General features: G+C 32.7%; 22 protein-coding genes. 18 read left to right on the forward strand and 4 right to left on the reverse strand.

Annotated elements, in window-relative coordinates; all coding sequences use genetic code 11:
- Positions 1-39: 39 nt before the first annotated feature.
- Complete coding sequence (locus tag H510_RS0102925; RefSeq protein ID WP_081659173.1) at positions 40-2013, forward strand: tetratricopeptide repeat-containing sensor histidine kinase; 1974 nt, start codon at positions 40-42, stop codon at positions 2011-2013.
- Between the two features lie 51 nt (positions 2014-2064).
- Here the strand turns inward: H510_RS0102925 and H510_RS0102930 are convergent, their stop codons facing one another.
- Positions 2065-2475 carry a BrxA/BrxB family bacilliredoxin gene (locus tag H510_RS0102930; protein WP_026902945.1) on the reverse strand — a complete coding sequence of 137 codons (411 nt, stop codon included), beginning with the start codon at positions 2473-2475 and terminating at the stop codon, positions 2065-2067.
- Between the two features lie 195 nt (positions 2476-2670).
- Between H510_RS0102930 and H510_RS0102935 the strand changes: the two genes are divergently transcribed.
- From H510_RS0102935 to H510_RS19815, 3 genes are all read left to right on the forward strand, one after another.
- Positions 2671-2985 carry a type II toxin-antitoxin system HigB family toxin gene (locus tag H510_RS0102935; RefSeq protein WP_026902946.1) on the forward strand — a complete coding sequence of 105 codons (315 nt, stop codon included), beginning with the start codon at positions 2671-2673 and terminating at the stop codon, positions 2983-2985.
- Positions 2982-3341, forward strand: coding sequence for a helix-turn-helix domain-containing protein (locus H510_RS0102940; protein ID WP_026902947.1), 360 nt, complete (start codon positions 2982-2984; stop codon positions 3339-3341). The genes H510_RS0102935 and H510_RS0102940 overlap by 4 nt, the downstream gene beginning before the upstream one ends.
- A gap of 119 nt (positions 3342-3460) precedes the next feature.
- Complete coding sequence (locus H510_RS19815) at positions 3461-3640, forward strand: HigA family addiction module antitoxin (protein ID WP_211226538.1); 180 nt, start codon at positions 3461-3463, stop codon at positions 3638-3640.
- Between the two features lie 12 nt (positions 3641-3652).
- Here the strand turns inward: H510_RS19815 and H510_RS20535 are convergent, their stop codons facing one another.
- The gene (locus tag H510_RS20535; protein WP_281168235.1) at positions 3653-3787 is read right to left on the reverse strand and encodes a hypothetical protein; all 135 of its coding nucleotides are present in this window, start codon (positions 3785-3787) and stop codon (positions 3653-3655) included.
- 276 nt (positions 3788-4063) lie between these two features.
- Here H510_RS20535 and H510_RS0102960 point away from each other — a divergent pair, with 276 nt between their 5' ends.
- The 12 genes from H510_RS0102960 to H510_RS0103015 all read left to right on the forward strand — a co-directional run bounded on the left by H510_RS0102960 (position 4064) and on the right by H510_RS0103015 (position 11814).
- On the forward strand, positions 4064-5323 hold the full coding sequence (locus H510_RS0102960; RefSeq protein WP_026902948.1) for a tyrosine-type recombinase/integrase: 1260 nt from the start codon (positions 4064-4066) through the stop codon (positions 5321-5323).
- A 387-nt stretch (positions 5324-5710) separates the two neighbouring features.
- Entirely contained in the window at positions 5711-5905 is a 195-nt protein-coding gene (locus H510_RS18130) for a DUF3853 family protein (RefSeq protein ID WP_036691712.1), read from the forward strand.
- A gap of 4 nt (positions 5906-5909) precedes the next feature.
- A complete protein-coding gene (locus H510_RS0102970; RefSeq protein WP_162143047.1) occupies positions 5910-6230 on the forward strand; it encodes a helix-turn-helix domain-containing protein in 321 nt (106 codons plus the stop codon).
- Positions 6230-6517, forward strand: coding sequence for a hypothetical protein (locus tag H510_RS20655; RefSeq protein WP_026902950.1), 288 nt, complete (start codon positions 6230-6232; stop codon positions 6515-6517). The genes H510_RS0102970 and H510_RS20655 overlap by 1 nt, the downstream gene beginning before the upstream one ends.
- 71 nt (positions 6518-6588) lie before the next feature.
- Positions 6589-7557, forward strand: a complete 969-nt coding sequence (locus H510_RS19450; protein WP_162143048.1) for an AAA family ATPase — start codon at positions 6589-6591, stop codon at positions 7555-7557.
- A gap of 179 nt (positions 7558-7736) precedes the next feature.
- Positions 7737-8783, forward strand: a complete 1047-nt coding sequence (locus tag H510_RS0102985) for a BT4734/BF3469 family protein (RefSeq protein WP_026902951.1) — start codon at positions 7737-7739, stop codon at positions 8781-8783.
- Between the two features lie 248 nt (positions 8784-9031).
- On the forward strand, positions 9032-9226 hold the full coding sequence (locus H510_RS0102990; protein WP_026902952.1) for a hypothetical protein: 195 nt from the start codon (positions 9032-9034) through the stop codon (positions 9224-9226).
- Between the two features lie 12 nt (positions 9227-9238).
- The gene (locus tag H510_RS0102995) at positions 9239-9439 is read left to right on the forward strand and encodes a hypothetical protein (protein ID WP_026902953.1); all 201 of its coding nucleotides are present in this window, start codon (positions 9239-9241) and stop codon (positions 9437-9439) included.
- A 1-nt stretch (position 9440) separates the two neighbouring features.
- The gene (locus H510_RS0103000; RefSeq protein ID WP_026902954.1) at positions 9441-10064 is read left to right on the forward strand and encodes a hypothetical protein; all 624 of its coding nucleotides are present in this window, start codon (positions 9441-9443) and stop codon (positions 10062-10064) included.
- Between the two features lie 100 nt (positions 10065-10164).
- Positions 10165-10341 carry a hypothetical protein gene (locus tag H510_RS20065; RefSeq protein WP_155977789.1) on the forward strand — a complete coding sequence of 59 codons (177 nt, stop codon included), beginning with the start codon at positions 10165-10167 and terminating at the stop codon, positions 10339-10341.
- Positions 10316-10978: a hypothetical protein gene (locus H510_RS0103010; protein WP_026902955.1), complete on the forward strand. Its 663-nt coding sequence runs from the start codon at positions 10316-10318 to the stop codon at positions 10976-10978. The genes H510_RS20065 and H510_RS0103010 overlap by 26 nt, the downstream gene beginning before the upstream one ends.
- The gene (locus H510_RS0103015) at positions 10975-11814 is read left to right on the forward strand and encodes a hypothetical protein (RefSeq protein WP_026902956.1); all 840 of its coding nucleotides are present in this window, start codon (positions 10975-10977) and stop codon (positions 11812-11814) included. The genes H510_RS0103010 and H510_RS0103015 overlap by 4 nt, the downstream gene beginning before the upstream one ends.
- A gap of 38 nt (positions 11815-11852) precedes the next feature.
- Here the strand turns inward: H510_RS0103015 and H510_RS0103020 are convergent, their stop codons facing one another.
- Positions 11853-12239 (reverse strand): hypothetical protein, encoded by a 387-nt coding sequence (locus H510_RS0103020; protein WP_026902957.1) that lies wholly within the window; start codon positions 12237-12239, stop codon positions 11853-11855.
- 32 nt (positions 12240-12271) lie between these two features.
- A complete protein-coding gene (locus tag H510_RS0103025) occupies positions 12272-12505 on the reverse strand; it encodes a hypothetical protein (RefSeq protein ID WP_026902958.1) in 234 nt (77 codons plus the stop codon).
- 118 nt (positions 12506-12623) lie between these two features.
- On the opposite strand from H510_RS0103025, the gene H510_RS0103030 reads away from it, so the two are divergent.
- Both H510_RS0103030 and H510_RS0103035 read left to right on the forward strand, forming a co-directional pair.
- Complete coding sequence (locus tag H510_RS0103030; RefSeq protein ID WP_026902959.1) at positions 12624-12803, forward strand: hypothetical protein; 180 nt, start codon at positions 12624-12626, stop codon at positions 12801-12803.
- Positions 12804-12808: 5 nt separating this feature from the next.
- Positions 12809-13105 carry an SH3 beta-barrel fold-containing protein gene (locus H510_RS0103035; RefSeq protein ID WP_036691714.1) on the forward strand — a complete coding sequence of 99 codons (297 nt, stop codon included), beginning with the start codon at positions 12809-12811 and terminating at the stop codon, positions 13103-13105.
- The last annotated feature ends 3 nt before the right edge of the window (positions 13106-13108 follow it).

Here is a 13108-nt window from a genome sequence, read left to right on the forward strand (position 1 = left end):
ATTTATATCCTATTTATATTACGGCTTTAAATTGAATACATGAGTCATATATACCTAATCTTAATATACTTTCATCTATTACTCTTTCAGGGGATTGATATTAATCATTATAAAAAGGTAATAAGCACTTCTGATAATGATTCATTAGTGGTAAATGCACACATTATGATGATGAAGTCTTTTGGACCTAATAAAATGGACTCCGTAAGATTGTATTTTAATAAAGCTTTTGACTATTCAAAAAAGAAAAACTTTTTAATAGGCGAGACTATCCTGAACCATAACATGGCTAATTTATTAAGTGTGCATGGAGATTTATCAGAAGCATTGGTTTATGCTAACGCCGCTGCTGCTGGTGCTAAAAAGCAAAAAGATGAGCTTAACCTAGCCAGGGCTTATGGATTGTTAACGGTTATTTATGGGCGTAAGGGCGATTTTACAAAATCAGCGGCAAATGCATTTTCATCCTTAAATATTTTTGAAAAATTAAAAAATAAATCTGGTATGATTAACGCTTACATTAAATTAAGCGCAATCCATATACAAATTCATGATTTTAAAAGCGCACTTAAATACTGTAAAATTGCCGACTCTTTAAATAAAGAAGTAAAGGATAAAGATTTTGAGTTAGATATTGTAAATAATTTGGCTATAGCATTTGCAGAACAAGGTAAATTGGACGATGCTTTAGAAATGTTTAAAAGAGTAAGTAACTTAACAAAAAGGCAAAAATCTAAAATATCTGCACATGCTTCTGCACTGATGAATATTGGCTTAGTTTATAAAGAGAAAAAAGAATATAAAAAGGCCTTAGACTATTATCAACAATCTTACAAAGTTTCCTTAGATAATAATTATCCAGAGGGAATTGTAAAAAACATGCAGAATATTTCTGTTGCTTATTATTTTATTGGTGATTATGATAAAAGTAATCAAGAGGCCTTAAAAGCCCTAGATAAATCGCGAGAAATGGGGGTTATTGATTTGGAAGTTGAGATTTTAGAAGGTTTAAGGAGTAATTATTTAAAACAGCAAGATTATAAAAATGCTCAAAAATATACAGAAGAGTATTACGAAGCAGCTATGAAGCTGAACGTTAAAGAGCGTGAGAGAGAAATTTCAGGTATTAAGGATAAGTATGAATTAGAAAAAACACAAGAGCAAGTTAAACTGCTTAATCAAATTAATGAAACAAGAACCAAGCAACGTAATTTAAGTATTATTCTTCTGGTGATTGCGTTCTTCTCTATGATTGTTTTTGCTTATTCTTATTATCGTATTAGAATTCTAAACAGGCAAAATGTTATTAACAAAGATAAATTGTTTGAGAGCAATCAAATTAAAGACAGGATATTTTCTATTATAGGTCATGATTTAAGAAGTGCCTATGTATCAACGTTAGGGATTTTAAGTCTTATCAAAGAAAACAATATATCAGAGCATGAAAAAAGCAGTATGATAGATCGTGTTATTCATCAATCTGAAACTGCATTAGAAACTTTAGATAAATTATTACATTGGGGCTACAGCCAAATAAGAGGAGCTAAAATTACGCTAGAGGATTTTAATTGCGCAACACCCATTAAGCAAACTTTAGATTTTTTACAGCAACTAATTCAAGAGAAACAGGTGGTTGTTGATAATCAGATTAATGAGGAAATATGTGTTTTGGCTGATAAAAATCATTTCAATTTTATCATAAGAAATCTAATTTCAAATGCAGTAAAGTTTACACCCAATGGTGGTAAAATAACTTTGAAATCTCAAGAAGAAAAAGATAGTTTTAAGTTTTTTATTACTGATAGTGGTGTTGGTATTGCTAAAGCAAGATTAGAAAAAATTTTTACTGCCGACTCTTCAAGTACAAGTGGTACTCAAAACGAAAAGGGTACAGGATTAGGATTGATCATCTGTAAAGAGTTTATAGAAAGTAACGGCGGTAAAATTGAAGTAAATAGTATAGAAGGAGTAGGAACTACTTTTAGCTTTACTTTAAAGAAGGGAAAATGTTAATGAAAAGAGAATGTCTCCAATACAATTTTTGAGGCATTCTCTTTTAAGAAATTAACAATATTGTTCAAAAGCACCAATCAAATTATCTGCTATCATTTGTGCTGGGCGACCTTCAATTTGATGTCTTTCTATAATGTGTACCAATTTACCATCTTTAAATAAAGCCATTGATGGCGATGATGGTGGGTAAGGCAACATGTAATTACGGGCAGCATCTACAGCGTCTTTCTCCATTCCGGCAAAAACAGTTACAATTTTACTAGGCTTTTTGCCTTCCTGTACCGCAATTTTAGCAGCCGGACGGGCATTTGCAGCAGCACAACCACAAACAGAGTTAACTACAACAAATGTTGTACCTTCTGTTTCTATAGCTTGTTTTACTTCATCAGCATTTTTTAATTCTTCAAAACCAACACTAGTTAAGTCGGTTCTCATTGGGGCAACTAAATATTCTGGATACATTTTCTTTGTATTTACGATTTACGAATTAAGATTTTTCTTTTTACAAGCACAAAATTAAGCTTTTAACCAAATGCTAACAATAAAGCATATCAACTGGATGTCATAAAAGAATTGAATCATAGTATAAATAATTGAGTTTGGGGTTTAATAGAACTTATGGTTTACAATTTGTAAACTTTTTTTACCTTTGAGTAGATGAATCATTTTAACATCATAAAGCGTAGCACCTTAATTGAATTTTATACTAAGTATCCTGATGCTAAAAAGCCTATAGAACTTTGGTATTCTGAAATTAGAGAAAGTGATTTTAGCAATTTTAATGAGTTAAAGGCCGTTTATAAGCATGCAAGTGTAGTAGCAAATAACAGAGTTGTGTTTAATATAAAAGGTAATAACTACAGATTAGTTGTAAAGATTAACTTTTACACTAAGCAAATTTTTATCATCTGGTTTGGTACACATAAAGATTACAATAAAATAGATGTAGAAACTATAAGCTATAAAAAATGAATTGGACAATTTTAAAAACAGAAAGCGATTATAATAAAGCCTTAGAGAGGCTAGACATAATTTTTGATGCTGAACCTAATAGCCCTGATTTTGCAGAAGCTGAATTATTAGGATTGCTTATCAGTAATTATGAGGATAAGCATTATCCAATAGCCAGCCCCAATCCCATAGAAGCTATAAAATTGAAGATGGAAGAATTAGGATTAAAGAATAAAGACCTACAGCCTTATATTGGGTCTAAAAGCTACGTATCTTCTATACTAAGCGGTAAAAGGGAAATAACATTGCGTATAGCTAATATTTTACACCATAAACTCGGTATCCCTACTGTGGTATTCTTTAACGCAAACGTTTAATAGGATTTGATTACCATTAAATTTAGAAATTATGACCATGTTTGCGCCAGCACATCCGGGGGAATTAATAAAAGAAACCATAGAGGGATTGAGAGAAGAAACCAGTAATAAAACTGACTTTGGAAGAAGTTGCTGCTGGGTTAGAAATTAGTCGTAAAACTTTATCTGCCATCATCAATCAGAAGCAAGGTATTAGTCTTGAAATGGCATTAAAACTCGCCAAAGTTTTTAATACAAGTCTTGATTTTTGGTTAAGAGCACAAGAAAATTATAATCTTGCGCAGGCTGAAAAAAAGTGAATACCGATAATATCAGGGTTTTTTGGAGAGAAGCTGTGGCGGTATTGTAGATTGTAAAACTCCATTAGTTGCATCAATCGCCTCACCTATTTTCAAAAGTTCTTCTATTTGTGATATTTTAAACTCTTTTTTATAGTAATCTTCCATTTTATAATGAATTTTAGATGAGGGCTATAAAAATACCAAAATCTTAACAATCTCATTACCATTAACCATTTGAATTTCATCCGCCTAAGCGGTATCTTTGCAGCTCACAAAATAAAAAAACTATGTCATCAGTAGTGATAATTTTATAGATTTCATAGTTTTGCACCATATTAAAAAAAGCTTATAATAGTGATTTATAGGCTTTTTTTATTTAATAATATTTCGTGGTATTAATAAAAGGTGTGCAAATGGTGTGCAAATTCTTATATTTGTAATATGGCATCAGCGCAAATCTATTTAGACAAAAGGCGACAAAAAGCAGACGGTAGTTTTCCTATTAAAATACGTGTGGGTAATGGTAAAGAGGTTCGGTATTATAGTACCGTACACAATTGCAATGGCCCTCATCATAAAGAGGAGTTTGACAAAATTATAACTGGGGGAGGACGGAATAAAACTATAATTAAAAAGCATGATGATTTGATAAGTTTACTTAATAAGGCAACGCAAATTATCGACACTCTTTATCCCTTTGATTTTGATACATTCGAAGTTAGATTTCGTCAAAAAGGTAATAGGTTAGATTTAATTTCCCTATTAATAAGTAAATCAGAAAAACTTAGATTAGAAGAAAAGTTTGGGAATGCTAATTTATACAAACAAGCTGCAAACCTCTTAACTGTTTACATATCAGAAAAAAATAACAGTGAGTTGTTATTAAATAGTATCACACCTAAATACTTAAGTGAGTTTGAGTCTTGGGCCTTAAGCATAAAAAACAATAAGAAAGAACCTAAGTACTCGAAAACTACCCTATCAATCTACATGATTAGAGTAAGGGCAATTTTTAACGATGCTATCAGCGATCAAGTTGTACACCCTTCTGTTTACCCTTTCCACACTCCACAAAATAATAGGGGTTATAAAATACCAGTACCAGCCGGAAACAAAAGAGCCTTGACGAAAGCTCAAATAATGCAAATTTTGAATTATGAGGCTTTGACCGATAAGCAGCAACAAGCAAAGGACTTTTTCATATTCTCATACCTAGCTAGCGGAATGAATCTTATAGATATATTTTCCCTTCGTTGGTCTGATGTAAAAGGCGATGTCTTTACTTTTATAAGGAAAAAAACAGCCGGTAAAACAGGCGGACGAAATGTAATTTCTATCACCTTAAACAAGGTCATGTTTGATATAATAGACAGACAAGGGAATAAAAGAGGAACCAGTCCCCTAGTGTTCAAAATATTAAATCCTAATGCTTCAGAATTAGAAATCCAAAAAACCACAAGGCTCGTAATTGCAAGCATTAATTCCAATCTTAAAAAGATAGCTGCCAAATTAGATATTACAACCGATATATCTAGCTATTACGCTAGACATAGCTTTAGCACCAACCTAATGAACAATAACGCCCCAGTAGTATTTATTAGCAAGCAGTTAGGGCATACTAGTATAAAAACAACAGAGAATTATTTAGGTGAGTTCACAGATAATAACGCTCAATCTTACACCGATAATCTTTTAGACTAGAATTGTCATATTACAGTCAGTATTTTTTATTATTTGTCTTAAAATTTTAAGATGAATAACAAAAAAGACCTAATTATTATACGTTTTTATTACGATTGCCAAAGGCAAACATCTATAAATCAGTTATTTGTAAAATATTTAATGTTTAACTAAGGTATATATTAGTATATTTGGGCAAGCGAAAGACAGATATTTTAATCTGATTTTTATAGACGGTTTCACGCTCGTAAACGGCTATGATTGATAAAAGAAATATTGTGGCTTAAGTCGCTTCGACTTTACTGAAAAATCGCAAAAACGCAAAAAAGGAAAAAAGACCACTACGTAAAAAGTTGAGAATTAAAAGCAAGGGCGTTTGCTAATCATTAATCTTTAAAATTTACGAAAGTGAATAAACCTGATGTGTATGGCCTGAAAGGTCTCCAAGAACTTCTAAATTGCTCTAAGTTTACAGCGCAGAAAATCAAAAATAGCGGAAAAATACCTTTTATTTCTGTTGGTAAAAAACTAGCATTCAATAGTGAAGAAGTATTACAAGCGTTAACTACTAAGGCAAAGGAGGGTCTACCCAATGCAAACTAATGTAATGCAAAATCCTTTTGAGTTAATCCTTAATAAACTCAATCATTTAGAAAGCCTGATAGGTTCTGCTGCAACACAATCCTCAACGTCTTTTAAATATTTAAGCGTTGTTGAAGCAGCTCGGTTTTTAGATAAAACACCCAACGCTTTACGTGTAATGGTCTGCAAAAACCAAATAAAACACATTAAGAAAGGTGGAAAGCTTTATTTTCTTCAATCCGATATTGAAGAATATATGGAAAGCGGAAGGGTTGAAATAAAAAGCAAGGAAGACCCGATAGAAGCTTTAAAAGTTGGCAATAAAAAGAAAGGAGTCTCAAAATAATGAAAACTCCTTTTACTCTCTCTAATTTCGCAAGGCAAGGCAAAACTAAGAATAAAAAACGAAATTCAAAACCCTTACACAATAATATATCACTGTATACCAATAACTTAATAATAGATATTGCGCCTTACAATACCCAAAAATGTTATATAACTGTTAAGTGTAATGATATAGTCATCCTATCGGGTATAACTGATATTAAATATCTCAATGACCCTAATATCTTTTACCAAAAAGTAAAGGCTGCTTTGCCAGAATTTTTTAATAATAAGGGGGGACATAAATGAACGCTTTAGAAGCCAAAACGATAGGCCTTAAAATAGCCCCGGATTACTCTAGATTCTTAATACACCAATGCTTGGATTTACCTAAACCAGAAAGCGTTTTTAGTATTAACGGTATTTCCCTTTTTACAAAGAAATCCCTTTCTCTAGTTAAAGCTAAAGCTAAAGCAGGCAAGACGTCGGCTGTCGCTTGGATGATTGCACAAATGCTAAAAGACAAGGTTTCAGTTATTTGGTTTGATACAGAACAAGGGTCGTACTATGGCAGCAGAACGCAGCACTGGATACTATCTATTGCTTTTTTAGATTCTTCAGAATTTCTACAGTATTATGATTTAAAAACCCTGTCACCTAATGAGAGACTTGAAGCGATAGAACAAATATTATATAATAATAAACCTGAGGTTGTTGTAATTGATGGTGTAAGGGATTTAGTAAGTAGCATTAATAACGAGGATCAAGTATCAAACGTTATAACCCATTTAATGCAATGGGTAGAGAATTACAATTGCCACATAATAAATATTTTACATCAAAATAAATCTGACAATAACGCTAGGGGCCATTTAGGTACAGAATTAAATAATAAGGTGGAAATAGCGTTAAAAGTTGAGACAGACGCTATCAATCAAATTCTTATATCCCCGGAATTATCAAGGGGCTTACCATTTGAGGGTTTCGCACTTGGTAGGTCAGATGCTGGAATACCTTATTTAATTAAAGATTGGCTTTCACCTGAATCCGCAAAAACCAAAAACAAAAAGCCCTTACCTACTCAAATTGATTATGAATTTCATGTTAGTGTTTTACAAAAGGTTTTCCATAATGAACATCAATTAAATGGTTCAAATTTTTACAACGAATTTATAGTCGCTTACAATTCTCTTGTAGATGCCACGATTGATAAAATGGTTTATAACCGATCAAGGGAATTTCTAAATTTTTATGTGAGAGAAAAATACTTATGCCTTCAAAAAGGTAAGCGAAACAACGAAATTTTATACGAACTAAACCCGGAAAAAGAAGATGATAAATTCATTTAAGGACGTCGGTTCGATAGTAGATAACGGTTTGTTAACAAACCAAAATAACAAACCGGTTTTGGGTTTGTGGTTTGTTATCCCCCTATATATAGGGGGTAACTAACACACCAAACCACGAATAAAAAAGTATAAAAATTTGAAAGCAGGTAATTAGTAAAATAACAAACCGAAAAGTCATTATGGAAATATCAAAATTTGAGAAAATACATTTTTTAAAACCGATAGCCACTATTCACCCCTTAGAGCCTTTTCTTGACATGGGTTGTAAAGACATCATTGAAAGCATAAGAGCCGAACCGATTGAGGATATACAAAAGCTGATGAAGACCGAGAATTTACCCGCCTTCACAGCAAGCGGTACTTTTTCACCAACTCGAAATGAAGCCAGTTTAAAGAAGCATAGCGGCTGCATAGCCTTTGACATTGACAAATTGAAAGCGTTTGAGGTTGACCCCTTAAAACGTTTACTGAAAGACGACCCGTTCGTTTATGCTTGTAGCTTATCTGCAAGAGGTAAAGGCCTTTGTGGCTTATTTAAAATTTCAGAGCCAGCATTTCATAAAAAACATTTTGCAGCAATGGAAAGGTATTTCTTAATGACGTATCATGTAAAATTAGACCCCGCCCCCAGTAATGTGGCAAGTGGTAGGTTTTACAGCTATGATGCAAACCCTTTTATAAACGAAAAATCAAAAATATTTGAATATTTATATGATGAACCTAAAAAGCCAAAAAACAACTATTCTGGTAAAAGTAATAGTTATAGCGTAGCAGATGATTTTAACATTAGAGGCGGGGCGTTAATTGAAGAACTTTTAATCGAACACGGTTGGGCTTATATTGAAACAAAAGGCACAAACAATAGATACACAAGGCCCGGTAAGACCTCGGGTATTAGTGCAAATTATTGTAGTGAAAGAAAACTATTCTTCGTATGGTCAACTGACCCCGACACAGGTTTAAAAGTCGACAGAGCTAAAGCTTTTAATCATTGGGCCGTATTCGTTCAACTAGAGTGCAACGGCGATCAAAAAGAAGCTGCCAGAAAGTTATACGCTTTAGGCTATGGGAACCCCTTGGACATTACACCACACGTTGAAGCCCCTGAGATAATCGATTTATCAAAGTTATTCAATTTTCCTTTTTTAATCCCTGCAAACTCTTTAGAGGTTAAAATCTGTGATGAAATATTAACCCCTCAACAATTTAATCAAATATTAACATGACAAATAGTGAGAAAATTAAGAAAGTTATTCAAAACACCCAATTAATATAACAAACTTTAGAAGCTTGGAACAATAAGCCAGATTTAGACACTTGCTTGACAATCAATCAGATATATCTTGAGTCAAATAGGCTCTTGTTTCAGGTTTTAATCTCAGTTTCCGAAAAACTTGAAAGTATAGACTTTGAGTAAATGGTTAATAAATGAAATACGAATAATAAATGTCAAATAAACACTTAATAAATAAAAATGGAACAGAAACTAATTGCAGAAATGCTACAAAATTTGGATGAGGCCTCAAAAGAGCTCAGGAAATTACAGCCACCGAAAGAAGAAGACCCTGCAAAGGTATCGGAGCCGGTTAAGAATTATCTCGACTGGCAAAAATCAGAAAACGAGAAAAGAGAAGCAGCCAAAAAGCAAGGAATCTATAAAGGGTATTAATAATTAAACAAAATGGAAAATATAATAATATCGCCCCCTATTATCAAAACTAGCACCTTTCAGGGTGCTACGAACTACATCGATATGTATAATGAAAAGAAAGCTCTTTTAGCTGCAATCGAAAACGGAACAGCTTATACAGTTAGTGCTGAACTAAACAACTTTTTAAAACACACAGACCCAAATTTATACCACACTATTAACGCTTTATAACATGGAAAAGATATTTATCTCAATTGATTCAAAAAAACAAAATAAATCTTTATCGAACTTACAATTACTCTCTGATGCTCTTAAAAACGCTAATGACGTTCTACTTAGAATTATTGGTAATCCATTAGATACCAATATTGCTAAAACATTAGTTTTCAAAGGAATTGATGTTTTTGTAGGTGATTTTGTCAAGAATTTTGAATTACAACTTAAGAAAGAAAACAAACCTTTACTATATATCCAAAATAGTTGTAATGATATAAAAGAACCACTTCTTGAAGACTTAAAAGAAGCTTTTGAACCTATCAAAAACATACCCTATAAGGATTATTTCAAGTATATAGCTCTCCATAAAAATGGCAATCCGTTAATTCTGGAGAATGCCCAAAAAGATATAACTGAAGATTGTACAATTTATGCAGATTCAGAAGCAAAAATACAGCTACATAAAAAACATTTAGAGGCTGTTAAGATTTTAAATGAATTATCAAACGCATACTACGAGTTATTCCAGCGAAGACTAACCATGTATGACTTTTATGGAACTTTTCTGAAATTTAATGATAATGGTCAACTTATTCCTGTAGAAATACCATATAATTTATCAATTGAAAACAGAAATTAATAATTAACCGAAGGGGCGCAAATTCGGGCATAGAATAAGGGTAAATATTTGTTAATGAGATATTTACCCTTATTTTTATTAGACTTTTAAAATTATTTATATGCCTGTAGATATATCAAACGGTGGCTTAAACTTTAGTAGTGATTTAGACCCTCAAGGATTTGTACAGGGCGCAAATACTATTAAACAGAAAGAAGCTGAACTAAGAAAGGTTGTAGCTGACGGAGCAAAACAGCAAAAGTTTTACACCGATGAAATGTTACAGAGCTGGATTTGATTTGAGCAAAAAGCAGTTTGACTTCCATGTAGTTACCGCCAAAGAGCAACTAGACATAGCCATGAGTATAATATTAGCAAGTATAGATTTAGAAGGTGAAAACATATATGTGGGTACCGACAAGAAAGCATTTAATATAAAAAGCGGTTTACCCTTAAAGGAAGAGGTTACAAAACTATATGAGATAAGACCCAGATTATTTTTTGCAGGTAATGGAGTAGATGATATTATTTATAGAGTAAAAGAAATACTGATAGAAAGCAACGATAAATCAGTTGAGGATTTGTTTACTATCATCAATAATATTAAAGTTTCTACGATAGAGGTTAACAATAAAATAATTGGGGACTGCGTATTTGTTATTTGTGGTCTGCTAAACGATAAACCTTTCATTTATGTTAGAGATACCAAAAGCGGTCAAAGCCACTTATTGAAGCCAAAATCCGGCAGGATAATTTATGTTCTAGCGACTTTTAATGATGAAGTAGCAAAAGAACTACATTCCTACTTTCCTTCGCAGTACAACCGTTTAAACGATTGTTCAGCCTCAATATTAAATACTTTAAGGAAAGGGAGCACCTTATGTAATACAATTGGTGAAACTTTCGATATAAAAACCACAAAATTAAGCAGATGAATAAAACAACAAGATTAAAATTTAAAGTAAGTGCTCTTAATAATAGATGTGCTTCAGGTGTTATGTTAGTTGGCGATGCTGCCGGTAATAACAACGCCGGTGTGTCTGGTGTGGTAGATGCCACACCCGGCAATAGTGTAAGGTTTTGGGCTGGAGCTCCTTATGCAGATCGGAATACAGCACCTTATAGAGTTCAGCAAGATGGTAGTTTTTATTCAACTAAAGGCAAGATAGGTTGTTTAGATATAGGTGTTAATGATTTACGTCTTGGGGACGAAAGTAGTTGGGCAGCTAACAGCAATTATATTACTATATCAGAAAGTTATTTTTTATATAGAAAAAACGGCAATGTTGTAGGAAACAAAAGAGAAGTTGCATTTGATTTATACAGCAATCAACTGGGTAGTCCCAATACCATATCCTTTAAAGTTGAAAATTCTACTGAAAACAGTGGTATTTTTGGAGGTGCAAATGTGGCTGTTCTAGGCGATGCTAAGAACGGAAACCTAAACTATGCTTTCTATGCGGGTAATGGACTTTCAAAATTCAGAGGTATAGAAAATGAAGTTAAAATTTCAGCATCAGGCTATACTTTAACTAAAGATGATTACTATGTATTAATTACCTCAGGCGGTAATGTTTTTTTACCGGCCAATCCAGAAGAAGGTCGCACCGTTTGGGTGGCAAAAAATACCGCTTCAACGGTAACCCTTCAAGGAAACGGCAAAACAATCTTTGTTAGAAATGATGGTGGAAATAGTGCTATAACCTTACAATGGTCTATGCAATTAATTTATGCTGGTGGTGCATGGAGATTATTGCAACAATTGGTTTAATATATCGAATTCAGTAGTACTTGTTGATTCCTGAAGTACTACTGAATTACTAAGCTATCCATGGCATTTTCATCAAGCATTTTTTTTACGTCTGGTACGCTTTTAGCCCTGTCTTGTAGTCTACTAACTAAATTTTCATCGAGCTTAATAGTCAAGTCCATGTTCTTTTTATCAACGATTGAAAAACCTGTTGGTTCACCAAAAAAGGTCAATTCCTTTTGTTTTATCATTTCTTTATAGAACAAATCTAGCGCTTCCATGTATGCCGTTGTATCATTTTCTGATTGGATTGAATAAGTGGAATCCTTTTCATAAAAATTAAGCGTTAAACGATACTCATTTAAATTAGCTGTTGTCGGTTTATTTGAACTGCCTTTACAAGAGATGATAAAAAGAGCCAAAGCGAATAGTAATGATTTTTTCATAGTACTAAAATATTAAAAAAACATATTACTATCTAATCCTTAGGAGCTTTATCGTTTATCGCATCCGCTAAATCTTTTAGAACCCCCCAGGCTTTTTTCAAATCTTCATCCGTTAATTGCTGGGTACTGTGTCCAGACTTTACTCTATTAACCTTATTATAGAGTCTTGAGCGTGGATTGCTTTTACCTTCGTACATTTTGTTAGCTATACCAGTAGCGTTTATCTCTGGACGCTCTAAAATCTCTTTAAAATCTTCTTCCTTCATACTGTAAAGATAATAATAATCTAAATTGAATTATACTTTTGTATAACATTACGTTTCTATGACAAATAAACAATAATTGAATTATACATTTGTATCATTCAATTAATAATAGCGGTATATGAAATCTATAAAGTTACAAAAACAGTTAAATGCAGAATACGCAAAAAGAAACCCTAATATGCCTAAGGTTCTAGACCTGTATGTTAGAATGAACGAAGAAAAAGTTAAAGAAGGTTTGCCCTACTTAAGACTTGAAAATTTAGAAAAAAGAATCGCACTTAGATCATCAATAATTTAATAAGTATGAGATCATTAGTATTTAAAACTGCATGGCAGTTAAATAGCAGCTTCAAGAATTTTTCAGAGGCATTAAAACACGCCTGGGCAATAATAAAGTTGAAATATAAGATGCTCAAAGGTGTTGTAGAATTTGCTTATAAAAAAGTTGATGGCAGTATAAGAACAGCCGTTGGGACACTACACGCACCTCATGTCAATTACGAATTCAAAGGGCAACCTAGTAGCAACAAAACAATGGCATATTTTGACCTTGAACAAGGTTCATTCAGAAGTTTTAAAATTGAAAATTTAATCTATTAAGCT

Source organism: Pedobacter glucosidilyticus DSM 23534, assembly GCF_000425145.1.
GTDB classification, from domain to species: domain Bacteria; phylum Bacteroidota; class Bacteroidia; order Sphingobacteriales; family Sphingobacteriaceae; genus Pseudopedobacter; species Pseudopedobacter glucosidilyticus.

Bases quoted from the DNA above. Each gene is read 5' to 3' on its own strand.
- H510_RS0102990 (WP_026902952.1), top strand. From the start codon at position 9,032: ATGGAACAGAAACTAATTGCAGAAATGCTACAAAATTTGGATGAGGCC.
- H510_RS0102985 (WP_026902951.1), top strand. From the start codon at position 7,737: ATGGAAATATCAAAATTTGAGAAAATACATTTTTTAAAACCGATAGCC.
- H510_RS0103030 (WP_026902959.1), top strand. From the start codon at position 12,624: ATGAAATCTATAAAGTTACAAAAACAGTTAAATGCAGAATACGCAAAA.
- H510_RS0103025 (WP_026902958.1), bottom strand. From the start codon at position 12,505: ATGAAGGAAGAAGATTTTAAAGAGATTTTAGAGCGTCCAGAGATAAAC.
- H510_RS0102960 (WP_026902948.1), top strand. From the start codon at position 4,064: ATGGCATCAGCGCAAATCTATTTAGACAAAAGGCGACAAAAAGCAGAC.
- H510_RS0102940 (WP_026902947.1), top strand. From the start codon at position 2,982: ATGAATTGGACAATTTTAAAAACAGAAAGCGATTATAATAAAGCCTTA.
- H510_RS0102930 (WP_026902945.1), bottom strand. From the start codon at position 2,475: ATGTATCCAGAATATTTAGTTGCCCCAATGAGAACCGACTTAACTAGT.
- H510_RS0103035 (WP_036691714.1), top strand. From the start codon at position 12,809: ATGAGATCATTAGTATTTAAAACTGCATGGCAGTTAAATAGCAGCTTC.
- H510_RS0103000 (WP_026902954.1), top strand. From the start codon at position 9,441: ATGGAAAAGATATTTATCTCAATTGATTCAAAAAAACAAAATAAATCT.
- H510_RS20065 (WP_155977789.1), top strand. From the start codon at position 10,165: ATGCCTGTAGATATATCAAACGGTGGCTTAAACTTTAGTAGTGATTTA.
- H510_RS0102970 (WP_162143047.1), top strand. From the start codon at position 5,910: ATGCAAAATCCTTTTGAGTTAATCCTTAATAAACTCAATCATTTAGAA.
- H510_RS0102995 (WP_026902953.1), top strand. From the start codon at position 9,239: ATGGAAAATATAATAATATCGCCCCCTATTATCAAAACTAGCACCTTT.
- H510_RS20655 (WP_026902950.1), top strand. From the start codon at position 6,230: ATGAAAACTCCTTTTACTCTCTCTAATTTCGCAAGGCAAGGCAAAACT.
- H510_RS0102935 (WP_026902946.1), top strand. From the start codon at position 2,671: ATGAATCATTTTAACATCATAAAGCGTAGCACCTTAATTGAATTTTAT.
- H510_RS0103020 (WP_026902957.1), bottom strand. From the start codon at position 12,239: ATGAAAAAATCATTACTATTCGCTTTGGCTCTTTTTATCATCTCTTGT.
- H510_RS0102925 (WP_081659173.1), top strand. From the start codon at position 40: ATGAGTCATATATACCTAATCTTAATATACTTTCATCTATTACTCTTT.
- H510_RS0103015 (WP_026902956.1), top strand. From the start codon at position 10,975: ATGAATAAAACAACAAGATTAAAATTTAAAGTAAGTGCTCTTAATAAT.
- H510_RS20535 (WP_281168235.1), bottom strand. From the start codon at position 3,787: ATGGAAGATTACTATAAAAAAGAGTTTAAAATATCACAAATAGAAGAA.
- H510_RS0103010 (WP_026902955.1), top strand. From the start codon at position 10,316: ATGAAATGTTACAGAGCTGGATTTGATTTGAGCAAAAAGCAGTTTGAC.